14 protein-coding genes are annotated in these 16,417 nt (G+C 69.4%); 13 read left to right on the plus strand and 1 reads right to left on the minus strand.

What is annotated here, in order from left to right; all coding sequences use genetic code 11:
- Positions 1–269 precede the first annotated feature (269 nt).
- Positions 270–1,184, plus strand: a complete 915-nt coding sequence (locus LZD57_RS21810) for a LysR family transcriptional regulator (RefSeq protein ID WP_233721702.1) — start codon at positions 270–272, stop codon at positions 1,182–1,184.
- Between the two features lie 11 nt (positions 1,185–1,195).
- Here LZD57_RS21810 and LZD57_RS21815 read toward each other — a convergent pair whose 3' ends face one another.
- Positions 1,196–2,641 carry an FAD-dependent oxidoreductase gene (locus LZD57_RS21815; RefSeq protein WP_233721703.1) on the minus strand — a complete coding sequence of 482 codons (1,446 nt, stop codon included), beginning with the start codon at positions 2,639–2,641 and terminating at the stop codon, positions 1,196–1,198.
- A 243-nt stretch (positions 2,642–2,884) separates the two neighbouring features.
- Between LZD57_RS21815 and LZD57_RS21820 the strand changes: the two genes are divergently transcribed.
- From LZD57_RS21820 to LZD57_RS21875, 12 genes are all read left to right on the plus strand, one after another.
- A complete protein-coding gene (locus LZD57_RS21820; RefSeq protein WP_233721704.1) occupies positions 2,885–3,745 on the plus strand; it encodes a GntR family transcriptional regulator in 861 nt (286 codons plus the stop codon).
- A complete protein-coding gene (locus LZD57_RS21825) occupies positions 3,742–4,965 on the plus strand; it encodes an ABC transporter substrate-binding protein (protein WP_233721705.1) in 1,224 nt (407 codons plus the stop codon). The genes LZD57_RS21820 and LZD57_RS21825 overlap by 4 nt, the downstream gene beginning before the upstream one ends.
- 313 nt (positions 4,966–5,278) lie before the next feature.
- Entirely contained in the window at positions 5,279–6,151 is an 873-nt protein-coding gene (locus LZD57_RS21830) for a branched-chain amino acid ABC transporter permease (protein WP_233721706.1), read from the plus strand.
- Entirely contained in the window at positions 6,148–7,140 is a 993-nt protein-coding gene (locus tag LZD57_RS21835; protein WP_233721707.1) for a branched-chain amino acid ABC transporter permease, read from the plus strand. The genes LZD57_RS21830 and LZD57_RS21835 overlap by 4 nt, the downstream gene beginning before the upstream one ends.
- Positions 7,141–7,172: 32 nt before the next feature.
- Positions 7,173–7,919: an ABC transporter ATP-binding protein gene (locus tag LZD57_RS21840; RefSeq protein ID WP_338034729.1), complete on the plus strand. Its 747-nt coding sequence runs from the start codon at positions 7,173–7,175 to the stop codon at positions 7,917–7,919.
- Positions 7,912–8,613: an ABC transporter ATP-binding protein gene (locus LZD57_RS21845; RefSeq protein ID WP_233721709.1), complete on the plus strand. Its 702-nt coding sequence runs from the start codon at positions 7,912–7,914 to the stop codon at positions 8,611–8,613. Before LZD57_RS21840 ends, LZD57_RS21845 begins: the two co-directional genes overlap by 8 nt.
- A 51-nt stretch (positions 8,614–8,664) precedes the next feature.
- Positions 8,665–9,540 carry an isocitrate lyase/PEP mutase family protein gene (locus LZD57_RS21850; RefSeq protein ID WP_233721710.1) on the plus strand — a complete coding sequence of 292 codons (876 nt, stop codon included), beginning with the start codon at positions 8,665–8,667 and terminating at the stop codon, positions 9,538–9,540.
- The gene (locus LZD57_RS21855) at positions 9,537–11,282 is read left to right on the plus strand and encodes a hydantoinase B/oxoprolinase family protein (RefSeq protein WP_233721711.1); all 1,746 of its coding nucleotides are present in this window, start codon (positions 9,537–9,539) and stop codon (positions 11,280–11,282) included. The genes LZD57_RS21850 and LZD57_RS21855 overlap by 4 nt, the downstream gene beginning before the upstream one ends.
- Positions 11,279–13,360: a hydantoinase/oxoprolinase family protein gene (locus tag LZD57_RS21860; protein WP_233721712.1), complete on the plus strand. Its 2,082-nt coding sequence runs from the start codon at positions 11,279–11,281 to the stop codon at positions 13,358–13,360. The genes LZD57_RS21855 and LZD57_RS21860 overlap by 4 nt, the downstream gene beginning before the upstream one ends.
- Positions 13,357–13,959 (plus strand): cysteine hydrolase family protein, encoded by a 603-nt coding sequence (locus LZD57_RS21865; protein ID WP_233721713.1) that lies wholly within the window; start codon positions 13,357–13,359, stop codon positions 13,957–13,959. Before LZD57_RS21860 ends, LZD57_RS21865 begins: the two co-directional genes overlap by 4 nt.
- A 183-nt stretch (positions 13,960–14,142) precedes the next feature.
- Entirely contained in the window at positions 14,143–15,351 is a 1,209-nt protein-coding gene (locus LZD57_RS21870) for an acyl-CoA dehydrogenase (RefSeq protein ID WP_233721714.1), read from the plus strand.
- The coding region (locus LZD57_RS21875) for a CaiB/BaiF CoA transferase family protein (RefSeq protein WP_233721715.1) at positions 15,351–16,417 on the plus strand (1,067 nt) is incomplete at its 3' end. The genes LZD57_RS21870 and LZD57_RS21875, both read left to right, overlap by 1 nt.

Genomic DNA, 16,417 nt, shown 5'->3' on the forward strand with positions numbered 1-16,417 from the left:
AGACGATCTGGAGGCGAACGCGCCTTTCGTCGTTCATGGCGTATCTCCTTGGTGGCGAACAGGCATCCCGTTCGCCGAACCGGCGGTGAACGGGCCCGGGGACGATCCCGCGCGCCCCGGAGCCCGTCCGCGGGGGGCGCAGACCGCGGCGAAGCCCGATCGCGCCTTTCGCCCGATCGGCGACATGCTAAAGCCATGCCGGAGGCGAAGCGCCCGGCCGGGCCATCCATTGGCAGCTGCCAACCCGGCCGCCGACCAGACGAGACCCCATGCGACGACCCTACACCCCGACCGTCGGCGAGCTCGAAACCCTCAGGGCCCTCGCACAGTCGGGCTCGGCGACCCGCGCGGCGCAGACCCTCGGGCTGACCCAGAGCGCCGTCAGCCGGTCGCTGCGCAGCCTCGAGGAACGGCTCGGGGTCAGGCTGTTCCACCGGGTGCGGCAGCGGCTGATCCTGTCCGATGCCGGACGCTCCTTCCTGCGCGATGCCGAAAGGATCCTCGCCGAACTCGACGGCGCGGCGCTGACGGTGATGTCCTTCGGCGGACGCGAACAGCTTCTGCGCCTCGTCGTCCTGCCGACCTTCGCCAGCGCCTGGCTGATCCCGCGGCTCGCCCGGTTCGCAGCGCTCGCGCCGGACGTCACCATCGACCTCACCTCGGCGCTCGGGCCGGTGGATTTTTCCCGCGACCCGGCGGATGCGGCGATCCAGCGGCTGGAGCTGCGCTCGCGCGGGGCGGAGGCGATCGCGCTTCTCGACGAGACGCTGATCGTCGTCGCGAGCCCCGACATCGCCGGCCCCGCCGGCGGGCTCACCGACGGCGAAATCGCCGAGCTGCCGTTGCTGCAGCAGGCGACGCGGCCCGATCTCTGGCTGCGCTGGTTCCAGGTGGCGAAGATGGACGCCGTCAGCATCCTGCGCGGGCCGCGCTTCGAACATTTCGGCATGGTGCTCGCCGCCGCACGGGCGGGGCTCGGCGCGGCGCTGGTGCCGCATGTCCTGGTCGAGGAGGAGATCGCCTCCGGACGGCTGGTGCGCGCCTCGGCCCGCAGTCTCGACGGCGGCTCGCCCTACGGCCTGATCTTTCCGCCGCAGCAGGCCGACAATCCGGCCTTCGCCGCATTCCGCGACTGGCTGGTGGACGAGGCCGCAGGCTCGGCGCGGGGCTCCGGACCGGCCTGACCCGGTTCGGCTCACGCCTCGCCTCCGGCGGCCTCCCCGGCGATGCGGCCGAGAGTGACGGCGGTGAGAAGGCCGTTGCCGGACAGATAGCCCGAGGCCGCGGCGCCCGAGACGCCGCAGGCCGCCCCGCCGGCGGCGTAGAGATTGGATATCGCCGTGCCGTCCGCGCGCAGGACCCGCGCCTTGCCGTCGACGACGAGGCCGCCCTGGGTGTGGAACAGCGCGCCGGTCACCCGCGCCGCCCGAAATGGCGCTTCGAGCCGCGGCGTTCCCGCGAGCTTTCGGCCGAAGCGGTCTTCGCCCGGTGCGCGATCGAGAGGTGAGCCGCCCCCTGCCCTCGCGTCGGCCCGCCGCGGCCCCTTCGCCGCTTCGAAGGCCCGCATCGTCTTGCCCAGCGTCTCGGCCGGGAGCTTCAGCTTTTCGGCCAGTTCCTCGATGGTCGCGGCGGAAACCACGGCATGGATCGCTTCGAGATTGCGGAAATCCTCGAACTGCCGGCAGATCGCGGCGATCCGTTCGTCGAAGATGGTGTAGGCGATGCCCTCTGGCTGCTTCAGCACTTCGGCGGCCTGTTCGGAATAGCCGCGGGATTCGTCGCTGAAGCGCTCGCCGCGGACGTTCACCTGAAATCCGCCCTCGGTGATCGTCGCCCAGGTGAGGAGGATGCCGGCGGGATGGGCGAGCGAGCCGTGGCCCTGATGGCCGGACAGGTGGCGGAGCTTCGCCCCCATCGCCGCGCCCCACAGGATCGCCTCGCCGCGATTGCCCTGATGGCCGGAATAGAGCGCCTGCGACAGCTCCGGAATGTGCTCGGCGACGAGGGCCGGGTTGCCGCCATAGCCGTTGCAGGCGAGAATCAGCGCGCCGACGCCGAGCCGCTCGCCTGCCCCGTCCGGCCGGGCGAAGGCAAGGCCGGTCACGCGGCCGTCCGCCCCGACGAACAGCGTCTCCACCAGGCTGTCGCAGAGAATGTCGCAGCCCCGGTCTTCGGCCGCCTGGCGCAGCCGGTCGACCAGCTCCTGACCGGAGCGGCTCGGCATGCCGTGCATGCGACGCCTCGCGTGGCCGGGATAGGAAAAGTCGGCGACTAGCGAAAACGGCAGATCGAAGCGATCGGCCAGCCACTCGACGGTCGGGCCGCTCGCCGCCGCGACGCGCTGGACGAGATCGGCGTCCGGCTCGTCATGGGCCTTTCTCATGATGTCGGCGGCGAAGAGTTCCGGCCCGTCCTCGATGCCGGCCTCCTTCTGGAACCTGGTTCCAGCCGCCGGCACCAGCCCGGCCGAGAGCGCCGTCGAGCCCGACGGCGCAGCGTCCCGCTCGAGGATCACGACTTCTTCGGCGCCGGCCTCGCGGGCGGCGAGTGCCGCGGTCAGCCCCGCCGCGCCGGCGCCGACGATGGCGAGCCGGACGAAGGTTTCGAAGTCGGCGGCTTCCGCCCGTTCGACGCTCACCATGGCGCGTCTCCCTCTGCGCGGTGTCGGCTGATCCGGTCTGGCCCCGAATCCTTCCCGATACGACTAAGCTGTCTGGTGAAAAAGACAAGATCGGGCTGGACGCCCCGTGCCAGATTTCCCCGAAAGGCCCGTCGTATGGGCATCTGCACATGAATCGTGCCGAAAAGATTGGCACTGGCGAGACGCTTGACAGGACAAAATCTGTCTGACTCAATAGACAGGATCAGTCGGATGATGGGGCCCATGACCACCAGATCCCAGCCCATGGTGTCGGAACCGCGCAAGGCGCTTCGGGTGTATCTGCACCTGAAGGACCGGATCCTCTCCGGGACGCTGGCGTCGGCGGCGCGCATGCCGAGCGAGCCGGATCTGGCGATCGAGCACGGGGTGTCGCGGGTGACCATCCGCGGCGCGCTGGAGCGGCTGGCCGAGGAGGGCCTGGTCGAGCGGCGGCCGGGCTCGGGCACCTATGTGCGCGCCGCCAGCCGCAGCGGCGCGATCGTCGCCGACTTTTCCAACGTCTTCACCCATCTGGTCGAGATGGGCCGGCGCACCGACGTGCGTCTCATCTCCTTCGGCTATGCCTCGCCCACCCCGGCCGTCGCCGAGGCTCTCGGCCTCGGCCCGGGCGAGGAGGTGCAGCGGTCGGTGCGCGTGCGCATCGCCGACGGGACGCCCTTCTCCTACCTCGTCACCTATGTGCCGAAGCGGATCGGCATCTCATACTCGGAGGCCGATCTGCGCTCGACGCCGCTGCTGGAACTGCTGGAGCGCTCGGGCGCCAGGGTCGCCAGCGCCAGGCAGACCGTCGGCGCGACGCAGGCAGGCCCCGAGATCGCCGAGGCGCTCGGCACCGAGACCGGCGCGGCGCTCCTGTCGATCACCCGGATCGTCAAGGACGAGGCCGGGGCGGGCGTCGAATATCTCTACGCCCTCTATCGGCCCGACCTCTACGAACTGCAGCTCGACCTCGAACGCACGAAGCGCGGCAGCGCCATGCGCTGGGCGGCGAAATCCCCCGTCGCCACCGGCAGGCCCGCCAACGCCACCGAGCCCCGCAACCCGAAGAAGACCGGCACCGGCAAAAGGAAGACGACGCGATGAGCATTTCGAACGGCAGGATCGGTCGCCGCACCGTCCTTCGCGGCGGCGCCGCCCTCGGCGCGACGCTGGCGATGCCCGGCATTTTGAGGGCGCAGACGCCCGAAGCGATCAAGGTCGGCATTCTCCAGCCGGTGACCGGCACTCTCGCGCAGGACGGCGAGCTCGGCCGCACCGGCGCCGAACATGCGATCAAGGCGGTGAACGACGCCGGCGGCATCGCCTCGCTCGGCGGGGCGAAGCTCGAAATGGTCTTCGCCGACGCCCGCTCGACGCCGGAAGGCGGCACGGCGGCGGTCGAACAGCTCCAGTCGGACGGGGTCGCCGCGATCGTCGGCGGCTTCGCCAGCCCGATCTGCCTCGCCTCCAGCCAGGCAGCGGCGCGCTACGATCTGCCCTACATCGTCGACGTCGGCGTTTCCGACCAGATCGTCAGCCGCGGGCTCACCAACACCTTCCGCTTCGCGCCCGGCTTCGGCACCTGCTCGAAGACGGCGATCGACAATCTGGTCAAGCTCAACGAGGCCGCCGGCAATCCCGCCAGGACCGTCGTCCTCGTCCATGAGGACGGGCTGTTCGGCTCCGGCCTCGCCAAGCTGATGGCCGCCGAACTGCCCAAGCACGGCTTCGAGATACTCGACACCATCGCCCATCCGACGCCCGCCCGCGACATGTCGAACGTCGCGCTGCGGATCCGTTCGCTGAAGCCGGACCTGATCATCCCCTCATCCTATTACGGCGAGACGGTTCTCCTGATGCGCACGCTGCACCAGCAGCGGGTCGAGCCGAAAGGCTTTTATTCCGTCCTGAACGGCGCCGCCTCGAACATGCGCTTCGTCAAGGAATTCCCCGAGGTCGCCGATCTCGACATGGACTGCAACCACTGGCACGACCCGCGCAAGGACGAGGCGCAGGCGCTGAAGAAGAGCGTCGAGGACGCCGGCGGCCTGTGGGCCTACAACATCCCGCTGAACTATTCCTGCGTGAAGCTCCTCGCCGACGCCATCGACCGGGCGAAGTCGACCGAGCCGAAGGCGATCAACGAGGCGCTGGCCGCCTCGACCTTCGAGGGGCACATCATGCCCTATGGTCCGACGAAGTTCGAGAACGGCCAGAACACCGGCGCCCGGCCCGTCTCGCTGCAGGTGCAGGAGGGCGAGATCAAAGTGATCTATCCGGAGGAATTCGCCAACGCAAAGCCGGTGTTTCCGATCGGGGGCTGAGGGACGGGCCATTCGGCTCGGATGGTGCCGCGGCACCCCCCTCTGCCCTGCCGGGCATCTCCCCCGCAAGGGGGGAGATCGACCCTCGTTTGACGCCTTCGCCCGACCCTCGACGCCGCGCCTTTGAGCAACGGCGGTGTTGAGGTCGCATTCCCCGAATGCTGCCGATCTCCCCCCTTGCGGGGGAGATGCCGGCAGGCAGAGGGGGGTGGCTTGGCGCAGGCGTGGAACGGCGAGAGGCCGGTCTCAGCGATCGCTGCAGACCCCGAAAGCAACCCCACCGCGCCAGCCGCGCCGGAGACACGACCAGCCGATGTATTCAGCCGACATCATCATCGAGGCGCTCATCAACGGCCTGCTCACCGGGGCGATCTACGCGCTCGTGGCGCTCGGGCTGACGCTGGTCTACGGCGTCCTGCACATCATCAACTTCGCCCATGGCGCGCTGCTCGCCGCCGCGATGTTCGCGGTGCTTCTGACCAACCAGGTCGTCGGCCTCGATCCTTATGTGCAGATCCCGTTTCTGATGGTGATCTTCTTCGCCCTCGGCTACGGCCTGCAGCGCCTCGTCATCGGTCCGGCGAGCCACGGCCGCGACGAGAACATCCTGCTCGTCACGCTCGGCCTGTCGATCGTCATCGAGAACCTCCTCCTCGCCGGCTTCGGCTCCGATACGCGCTCGCTCAACACCGACTATTCCTTCGCCGTCTTCGAGGTCGGTCCCTATCTCCTCGGCCAGGCGCGCGTCTTCGGCGCCGGCGGCGCGCTGGCGACGGCGGCGCTCCTCTGGCTGTTCCTGTCGCGCTCGGACACCGGCAAGGCGATCCGCGCCGTCGCGAAGGAGAAGATCGGCGCCAGCCTGCAGGGCATCGACGTCGCCCATGTCTATGCCGTCACCTTCGGTCTCGGCTGCGCCTGCCTCGCCGTCGCCGCCTGCCTGCTGCTGCCGACCTTCTACGTCAACCCGAAGATCGGCAGCGCCTATGTCCTCGTCGCCTTCACCATCGTCGTCCTCGGCGGCATGGGCTCGATCGTCGGGGCGATGCTCGGCGGGCTGATCATCGGCGCGGTCGAGTCGATGAGCGGCCTGTTCCTCGGCGAAAGCCTCGGCCAGATCGGCATCTTCGTGATCTTCATCCTGACCCTGCTTCTGAAGCCGACCGGCCTGTTCGGAGCCAAGGCATGAGGTCGTCGCTCCGCCCCTATCTCCCGGTCCTCGCGCTCGGCGTCCTCCTGGCCCTGGCGCCGCTCCTCCTCACCTCCAACGTCGCGCTGAACTTTCTCGCCGTCACCCTGATCGTCTCGCTGGCGGCCCAGGGCTGGAACCTTCTCGGCGGCTTCGGCGGCCAGTTCTCCTTCGGCCACGCCGCATTCTTCGGCGTCGGCGCCTATTCCTCGGCGATCTGGCAGATGCGCTTCGGCCTCGACGCCTGGACCGGGCTTCTGGTCGGCACGGCGATGGGCGCGGTGACCGGCCTCGTCATCGGCTTCCTCGCCTTCCGGGCGGGCCTGCGCGGCTCCTATTTCGCCCTCGTCACGCTGGCCTTCGCCGAGGTCTTCCGGGTGCTCGCCAATTCCTCCGAGGTGACCGGCGGGGCCGCCGGCATGCTCCTGCCCCTGAAGATCGGCGCCGGCAATCTGCAGTTCTCCGACCGGGCCACCTTCCTCGGCCTCGTCGTCGCGCTCACCGTCCTCGTCCTTGGCCTCGTCCAGTGGATCCGCGGCTCCCGTTTCGGCGCACAGCTCGTCGCCCTTCGCGAGAACGAGGAGGCGGCCCGGGCGCTCGGCGTCGACGTCCTCGCCGTCAAGCTGAAGGCGATCGGCCTCTCCGGCGCCATCACGGCGACGGCGGGCGTCCTCTATCTGCAATATTTCCTGTTCATCGACGCCAACATCGCTTTCGGCACCTGGATCTCCGTCGAGGTGCTGCTCGCGGCGATCGTCGGCGGGCTCGGCACGGTGCTCGGCCCCGTCGTCGGCGCGCTGGCGCTGCACGGGCTCGGCGAACTGGTGAAGGCGGCGGTGGGCCAACTGCCGGGCATCGATCTCGCGGTCTATGGCGCGATCCTCGTCGTCGCCGTCGCCTTTCTGCCGGGTGGCCTCGTCGGCCTCGCCAGGCGCCGGGCGGCGCCGCGCCAGGTCCGCAAGGCCGAGCCCGAAGGAGGGCGTGCCTGATGCCTGCCGCCGACATCGCCCCCGCTGCCACCATGCTCTACGTCGAAAACGTCACCATGCGCTTCGGCGGCCTCACCGCGGTCGACGACGCCTCGCTGAACGTTCCGAAGGGCTCGATCACCGGGCTGATCGGCCCGAACGGCGCCGGCAAGACGACGCTCTTTTCCATCGTCTCGGGCTTCCTGAAGCCGACCGGCGGGCGGGTCTCCTTCGACGGTGCGGACGTCACCCACCTTCCGGCGCACGAGCTTGCCGAAAAGGGCCTCGGCCGCACCTTCCAGATCGTCAAGCCCTTCGCCGGACTGACGGTCGCCGAGAACGTCGCCGTCGGCGCCTTCCTGCGCCATCGCCACCGGGCCGATGCCGAGACGGTGGCGGAAAGGGTCGCCACCCGCGTCGGGCTGGGCGATCGGCTGGACGCGCCGGCGGCGCGCCTGACCGTCGCGGGCCGCAAGCGCCTGGAGCTCGCCAAGGTGCTGGCGACGGAGCCGAAGCTCCTTCTCCTCGACGAGGTTCTGGCCGGCCTCAATCCCTCCGAGGTCCGTGACATCCTGCCGGTCATCCGCGGCCTTCGCGACGACGGCATCACCATTTTGATGATCGAGCACGTCATGCAGGCCGTCGTCAGCCTCTGCGACCGGGTCTTCGTCCTGGCACAGGGGGCGGTCATCGCGTCGGGCACGCCGCGCGAGGTGGTCGCCGACCCCCGCGTCGTCGAGGCCTATCTCGGCAAGGGCGCCGCCGCGCGGCTGGCCAGGGCGGAGGCGGCCGATGCTTGAGGTGACGGGCCTCGTGGCCGGCTATGGCAGCACCGAGATCCTGCGCGGCATCGATTTGCGCGTCGAGGCGGGAGAGATCGTCGCCGTTCTCGGCTCCAACGGCGTCGGCAAGACGACGCTCAACATGGTGCTCTCCGGCCTCATCGAGCCGCGCGGCGGCGACATCCGCTTCGACGGCCGCTCGCTGAAGGGCACCTCCCCCGCCGAGATCGTCGCCGCCGGCCTGATCCAGGTGCCGGAGGGGCGACGCATCTTTCCCAACATGGGGGTCCGCGAAAATCTCGAACTCGGGAGCTACGGCCGGGCGAGGAAGAACCGGGCGAAAAATCTGGAAAAGGTGTTCGACACCTTTCCGCGGCTGAAGGAGCGGATCGGCCAGTTCGCCGGCACGCTGTCGGGCGGCGAGCAGCAGATGCTCGCCATCGGCCGCGGGCTGATGGCCGAGCCGAAGCTGCTGATCCTCGACGAGCCGTCGCTCGGCCTGTCGCCGCTGCTGGTCGAGGAGATGTTCGCGCTGATCGAGCGGCTGAACGGCGCGGGCCTCGCGATCATGCTGGTGGAGCAGAACGTCGTCCAGTCGCTGGAGCTGGCGAGCCGGGCCTATGTCGTCGAGAACGGCGCCGTGGCGCTCTCCGGCGACGCGGCCACCGTCGCCGCCGATCCCGAGCTTCGCCGAACCTATCTCGGCCTTTGACACGACCCTCCGGCATCGATTTGCCGGCATGAAATGCAAGGAAACGCTCTGATGACGCTCAAAGCGAGACTGTCCCGGGACGGCGTCGTCGTCGCCCCCGGCGTTTACGATCCGCTGACCGCCCTCATCGCCACCGAAGCCGGCTTCGAGGCGGTGTATCTGTCCGGCGCCGCCGTCGCCTATACCCGCCTCGGGCGATCCGACATCGGCCTCGCCACCATGACCGAGATGGCCGAGACCATCGGCCTCATCCGCGACCGCGTCGACACCCCGATGATCGTCGACGCCGACAACGGCCACGGCAACGCGCTGAACGTCCAGCGCACGGTGCGCCTTTACGAACGGGCCGGGGCCAGCGCCCTGCAGATCGAGGACCAGAGCCTGCCGAAGCGTTGCGGCCACCTTGCCGGCAAGAAGCTGATCCCGGCGGGCGAGATGGTCGGCAAGATCAAGGCCGCGGTCGATGCGCGGGCGAGCGAGGAAACGCTGATCGTCGCGCGGACCGACGCCATCGCCGTCGAAGGCTTCGACGCGGCGATCGAGCGGGCCGAGCGCTATGCCGATGCGGGCGCCGACGTCCTCTTCGTCGAGGCGCCGCGCTCCGAAGGGGAACTGTCGGCGGTCGCCGCGCGCTTCTCGTCGCACCTGCCGCTTCTCGCCAACATGGTCGAGGGCGGCGCGACGCCCCTGCGGAGCGCCGACGATCTGGGGGCGCTGGGCTTCCGGCTGGTGATCTTTCCCGGCGGCATCGTCCGCGCCCTCGCCCGCGCGGCGCAGGACTATTACCGCTCGTTGCACGAACATCGCACCAACAAGCCGTTCCGCGACCGCATGTTCGACTTCGACCAGCTCAACGCCGTCATCGGCACGCCGGAGCTGCTCGCCCTCGGCGCGCGCTACGAAGACCCGGCGGGAGACGCGAAATGACCGCCATCGATCCCGTCACCCTCGCCGTCCTCAAGGGCCGGCTGGAGCAGATCGCCGACGAGATGGACGCGACGCTCTGCCGCTCGGCCTTCAATCCGATCATCGCCGAGGCCAAGGACGCCTGCCACGGCCTCTATCACGCGACGACCGGCGACACGCTCGTGCAGGGCACCAGCGGCCTGCCGATCTTCGTCGGCGCCATGAGCTTCGCCGTGAAGGCGGTGATCGAGAAGGTGGAGCGCGAGGGCGGGCTTCAGCCGGGCGACACCTTCCTCTTCAACGATCCCTATTGCGGCGGCACCCATCTCAACGACTTCCGCCTCGTGCGGCCGGTGTTCCGGAACGGCCAACTCTTCGCCTGGCTCGCCTCGGTCGGCCACTGGCTCGACATCGGCGGCAACGTCGCCGGCGGCTACAATCCGAAAGCCGTCGAGAGCTTCCAGGAAGGCATGCGCCTGCCACCGGTCAAGCTGTTCACTGCCGGCGTTCTGAACCAGGACATCGTCGACATCCTCGCGGCGAACTCCCGCGTGCCCGGCTCCAACTGGGGCGATCTCAACGGCCAGCTGAACGCCCTCGATCTCGGCGAGAAGCGCTTCGCCGCCCTCCTCGACCAGTATGGCGAGGCGGTCGTCTCCGCGGCTCTCGACGCCTTTTCCGACCGGGCCGAGGCGCTGATGCGCGCGGCGATCGCCTCGCTCCCCGATGGCCGCTATTCCTTCGAGGACGTGCTCGACAATGACGGCATCGTCGACGAGACGCTCACCGTCGCCCTCGACGCGACGATCGAGGGCGAGGCGATGACGCTCGATTTCTCGCGCTCCTCGCCGCCGGCCATGGGGCCGATCAACATCTCCTATGCGACGACGGTCGCCGCCTGCTACGTCGCCTTGAAGCACATCTTCACGGCGGTTCCGGCCAATGCCGGCTGCCTCAGGCCGATCCGCTTCGTCATTCCCGAGACGACGCTGCTGGCGGCGAGCGCGCCGAAGCCGATGGCGGGTTACACCGAGACGATCCTGCGGCTGATCGGCGTCATGCTCGGCGCGCTGGCGAAGGCCGATCCGGCCCGCGCGACGGCCGCCCCCTTCGGCACGATCAACGCCCTGTCGATCGCTGGCAACCGGGCCGATGCCAGCCGCTTCGTGATGTTCTCCTTCTTCGGCGGCGGCATGGGCGGCAATCCCGAGAGCGACGGGCTCAACCACGCCAACAACCCGATCTCGACGGCGACCATCCCGCCGCTGGAAATCCTCGAAGCCGCCTATCCGGTGATGTTCACGGAGTGGGCGCTCAGACCGGATTCGGCCGGTGCGGGCGTTCATCGCGGCGGCCTCGGCGCAGTCTACGAGATCGAGATGCTGCGAGACGCGGACGTCGCCCTTCTCGGCGAGCGGGGCAAGGCCGCGCCCTTCGGCGTTTCGGGCGGGATGGAAGCGGCGCTCAACCGCTTCTCCTGGCAGGTCGGCGAGGAGACGCTGTCGCCGCCGATGGTCTCCAAGGTCACCGACGTGAAGGTGAAGGCGGGCAAGCGCCTGCGGCTCGAAACGCCCGGCGGCGGCGGCTGGCGCGATCCGAAGGGCCGACCGCCGGCGCGCGTCGCCCGGGACGTCCGGCTCGGCTATGTCGGCCGCGAGGCGGCCCGGCGGGACTATGGCGTCGCCCTGCGCGAGGACGGCACGGTCGACGACGCGGCGACCGCCGATCTCAGACACGGTCAGGGCGCGGGAGCCGAAGCATGAGCGACGACGGCAAGAAAACCCTCGGCCGGATCGTCGGCGTCGACGTCGGCGGCACCTTCACCGATCTCTTCCATTACGACGAAGGCGCCGGCACCTTCCGCACCGCCAAGGTCTCGTCCAATCGCGGCGACGAGGCGGTCGGCTTCATCGAGGGGCTCTCCGCCTTCGGCGCCCTGTCGGACCTCTCCTCCGTCGTCCACGGCACCACCGTCGGCACGAATGCGCTGCTCGAACGCAAGGGCGCGAGGGTCGGGCTGATCACCACGAAGGGCTTTCGCGACGTCCTCGAAATGCGTCGGCGGGACCGCCGCAACACCTGGGGCCTGTGGGGCGACTTCGTGCCCGTCGTCGACCGCGACTTCCGGCTGGAGGTCGCCGAGCGGGTTCTCGCCGACGGCACGATCCGCGAGACCGTCGATCCCGGCGAGGTGGCCCGGGTCGCCGATCGGCTGCTTTCCATGGGCGCCGAGGCCCTCGCGATCGTCTTCGTCAACGCCTATGCCAACCCCGAAAACGAACTCAAGGCGCTCGAAGCTGCGAAATCCGTCTGGCCGAATGGCGACGTCACCGCATCGAGCCAGATCCTGCCCGAGATCCGCGAGTTCGAGCGGACTTCGACGACGGTGCTCAACGCCTATCTCCAGCCCGTCGTCGGCGGCTATCTCGGCAAGCTCGACGCGGCGCTGAAGGACGAGGGTTTTACCGGCAAGTTCCACATCGTCCAGTCGAACGGCGGCGTGATGTCGACCGAGACGGCGCGGCGCTTACCGGTGCGCACGGCGCTGTCGGGCCCCGCCGCCGGCGTCATCGCTGCGGCGGCGATCGCCGAGGCGGCGGGTTTTCCGAACGTCATCACCGGCGATCTCGGCGGCACCTCCTTCGACGTCTCGCTGGTCGCCGAGGGCAAGACGGCGCTCGCCGCCCAGACCACCATCGACTTCGGTCTCGTCATCCGCACCCCGATGATCGAGATCTCGACGATCGGCGCCGGCGGCGGCTCGATCGCCCATGTCGACGCCGGCGGTCTCCTGCAGGTCGGCCCGGAAAGCGCCGGCTCGCGGCCGGGGCCCGTCTGCTACGGCCAGGGCAACGACCGCCCGACATTGACAGATGCCAACGTCGTCCTCGGCCGGATCAACGCCGCCAGGCCGATCGGCGGCAAGGGCCGGAGCCTCGACGTCGAGGCCGCGAAAGCGGCGATCGCCAGACGCGTCGCCGAGCCGCTGGGCCTCGGGGTGATGGAGGCGGCCGAGGCGATCGTCCGGATCGCCGACGGCAAGATGGCCGGTGCCATCCGCCTCGTCTCGATCGAACGGGGCCACGACCCGGCCGACTTCGCCGCCGTGCCCTTCGGCGGCGGCGGGGCGCTGCATGCCGGCGCGCTGATCAAGGACGTCGGCCTGAAGGCCGCTCTGGTGCCGCGCTTTCCTGGCGTCACCTCGGCGCTCGGCTGCGTCATCGCCGACGTCCGCCACGACCAGGTGCAGACGGTCAACCTGTTGCTCTCCAGCCTCGACGCGGCAGCGCTCGGCGCCCGCATGCGCGAGGAGGCGGCGGAAGCGAAGGCGGTGGTCGACGCCGCGGGGCTTTCGACCGAGCGCGTCGACGTCCTGTTCGAGCTCGACATGCATTATCTCGGCCAGACCCACACCATCGCCGTGCCGCTGCCGGGCGAAGCCGCCGAGGGGCTGACGGCGGGTCATGTGAAGACAGCCTTCGAGACGGCCTATCGCAAGACGTTCAGCCGGCTTCTCGGCGACATCGACGCCAGGATCGTCAATCTGCGGACCGCCGCGATCGGCCGCCGCCCGCGTTTCGACCTCGAGGCGCTGGCGCCCGAGGCCTGCTCCACCGTCGAGGCCGCCCGGCGCGATGGCCGGCCCGTCTGGTTCGACGGCGCATGGCACGAGACCGCCGTCTACGACCGCCTCGCTCTGCCGGTCGGCGCGACGATCGAGGGGCCGGCGATCCTCGAACAGGGCGACGCCACCACCGTCGTCGATCCGGACCTTGCGGCAAGCGTCGACGGCTTCGGCAATCTCATCCTGGAACGGCGAGCGACGAAGGAGACGTCATGACCGAGCTTCCTGCCATGGAGACGCGCGCCCTCCTCCTGGTCGATCTCCAGAACGACTTCATCCATCCGGACGGTGCCTATGCGCGGGGCGGCGCAAAGAGCGCGGCGATCGCCGCCCTCCCCGCGCGGCTGAAGCCGCTGGCCGACGCGTTCCGGGCAAAGGGCGGGCTCGTCGTCGCGACGCTCTTCACGCTTTCGCCGGGCCGCGGCGGCGAACCGATCGTCTCGCCGCATCTCAGAGCCCTCAGGCCCTTCATCGGCAAGGGCGACTTTTCGCCCGGCGGCTGGGGCCAGCAGCTCGTCGACGACCTCGCCCCCGCCGACATTGCCGTGGAAAAGGTGGCGTTCTCCGCCTTCTACATGTCGCGGCTCGAATGGGTGCTGCGGAAATCCGGCATCGAGCATCTGACGGTCGGCGGCATCGTCACCAATGGCGGCGTCGCCTCGACGGTGCGCGAGGCCCATGTCCGCGACCTCGGCGTCACCGTGCTCGAGGACGGCTGCGCGGCGTTCTCGCCGAAGATCCACGACGAGGCGATCGCCGGACTGAAGCCGGTGGCGGAGATCGCGACGATCGCGGCGGTGATGGACGGCCTGTGACGCTGGCGGTCCTCTTCGGCAATGCGGGCGGCGGAGGTTGGGGACGACCGGGCCGATGCGACGCGCCCTGCCCTTCGACTTCATGAGCGTTCCTCATGACTTTGCAAGTCCAATTCGTTTGAAGCCCCTCGCCCGCCGGTGCTATCACGGCGGCCGACTGCACGGACATTCTGGAGAATTCTCATGGCCCTGAAGCCGAAGGACGCCCCCGATCTCGGCCGGTTCGACTGGGCGGATCCGTTCCGCCTTTCCGCCCAGCTTTCCGAGGACGAGCGCATGCTCGCCGACGCGGCGCGCAACTTCGCCGAAAGCCGCCTCGCCCCCGCCGTCACGGTGGCGGCCCGCGAGGAGACGATCGATCCCTCGATCTTCCCGGCGATGGGCGAGATGGGGCTCCTCGGCGTCACCGTCCCCGAGGAGTATGGCGGCATCGGCGCCTCCTACGTCGCCTACGGCCTCGTCGCCCGGGAAATCGAGCGCATCGACAGCGGCTATCGCTCGATGATGTCGGTGCAGTCGTCCCTCGTCATGTATCCGATCTACGCCTATGGCACCGAGGAGCAGCGCAAGCGCTACCTGCCGAAGCTCGCGAGCGGCGAATTCATCGGCTGCTTCGGCCTCACCGAGCCCGACGCCGGCTCCGACCCCGGCGGCATGAAGACCGTCGCCAGGAAGATCGAGGGCGGCTACGTCCTCAACGGCTCGAAGATGTGGATCTCCAATTCGCCGATCGCCGACGTTTTCGTCGTCTGGGCGAAATCCGAGTCCCATGGCGGGAAGATCAAGGGCTTCGTGCTGGAAAAGGGCATGAAGGGCCTCTCGGCGCCGAAGATCGCCGGCAAGCTGTCTCTTCGCGCCAGCGTCACCGGTGAGATCGTGCTCGACGGCGTCGAGGTTTCGGAAGATGCGCTGTTGCCGAACGTCGAGGGGCTGAAGGGCCCGTTCGGCTGCCTGAACCGTGCGCGCTACGGCATTTCCTGGGGGGTGATGGGCGCCGCCGAGGCCTGCTTCCACGCCGCGCGGCAGTACGGTCTCGACCGCAAGCAGTTCGACAGGCCGATCGCCCAGACCCAGCTCTTCCAGAAAAAGCTCGCCGAGATGGAGACCGAGATCGCCCTCGGCCTGCAGGCCTCGCTCCGCGTCGGCCGCCTGATGGACGAGGCGAATGCCGCGCCGGAGATGATCTCGCTGGTCAAGCGCAACAATTGCGGCAAGGCGCTCGACATCGCCCGGATGGCCCGCGACATGCACGGCGGCAACGGCATTTCCGAGGAATTCCCGGTCATGCGCCACATGATCAATCTCGAGACGGTCAACACCTACGAGGGCACCCACGACGTCCACGCCCTAATCCTCGGCCGGGCGATCACCGGGCTGCAGGCGTTCTTCTGATGGCGGATGCGCCGCTGAAGGGCCTCAAGGTCGTCGAGCTCGCCCGCATCCTGGCCGGTCCCTGGATCGGCCAGACGCTGGCCGATCTCGGCGCCGAGGTGATCAAGGTCGAGGCGCCGGAGGGCGACGACACCCGGACCTGGGGGCCGCCCTTCATCCAGCGCGACGGCGAGGCGCGGCCGACGGCCGCCTATTTCCACGCCGCCAACCGGGGCAAGCGCAGCTTCGTCTGCGACTTCAAGGATCCGGCGCAGCTCGAAGCGCTGAAGGCGCTGATCGACGACGCCGACATCCTGGTCGAAAACTTCAAGGTCGGCGGGCTGAAGCGCTTCGGCCTCGACTACGAGAGCCTCGTCGCCCGCAACCCCCGCCTCGTCTATGCCTCGATCACCGGTTTCGGCCAGAGCGGGCCGGAGGCGTCCCGCCCCGGCTACGACTTCCTGATCCAGGGGATGTGCGGGATCATGGACCTGACCGGGGACCCGGAGGGCGAGCCGCAGAAGATCGGCGTCGCCTGGATCGACATCCTCACCGGGCTCTACGGGACCATCGCCATCGAGGCGGCGATCATCGAGCGCCAGCGATCCGGCCTCGGCCAGCACGTCGACCTCGCCCTCCTCGACTGCGGCGTCGCGGCGCTGGCCAACCAGGCGATGAATGCCCTCGTCTCCGGCACGTCGCCCCGCCGCATGGGCAACGCCCATCCGAACATCGTGCCCTATCAGGTGTTTGCCGCCAACGACGGCCACGTCATCGTCGCCTGCGGCAACGACCGGCAGTTCGCGAGCCTCTGCCGGGTTCTCGATCTCGGCGCGCTCGCCGCCGATCCGGCCTTCGCCACCAATCCGGCCCGGGTGGAAAACCGCGAGCGGCTGACCGCCCTCCTCGGCCCCGCCATCGCCCGCCGGACCCGCGCGGAGATCATCGCCGCGCTGGAAACGGCGGGCGTTCCGGGCGGCCCGATCAACACCGTCGCCGAGGCCCTCGCCGAACCGCAGATCGAAGCCCGCGGCCTGAAGATCGAGGCCGGCGGCGTACCGGGATTGCGGACGCCGATCGTGTTTTC

Source organism: Jiella avicenniae (genome assembly GCF_021390325.1).
Taxonomy (GTDB): domain Bacteria; phylum Pseudomonadota; class Alphaproteobacteria; order Rhizobiales; family Rhizobiaceae; genus Jiella; species Jiella avicenniae.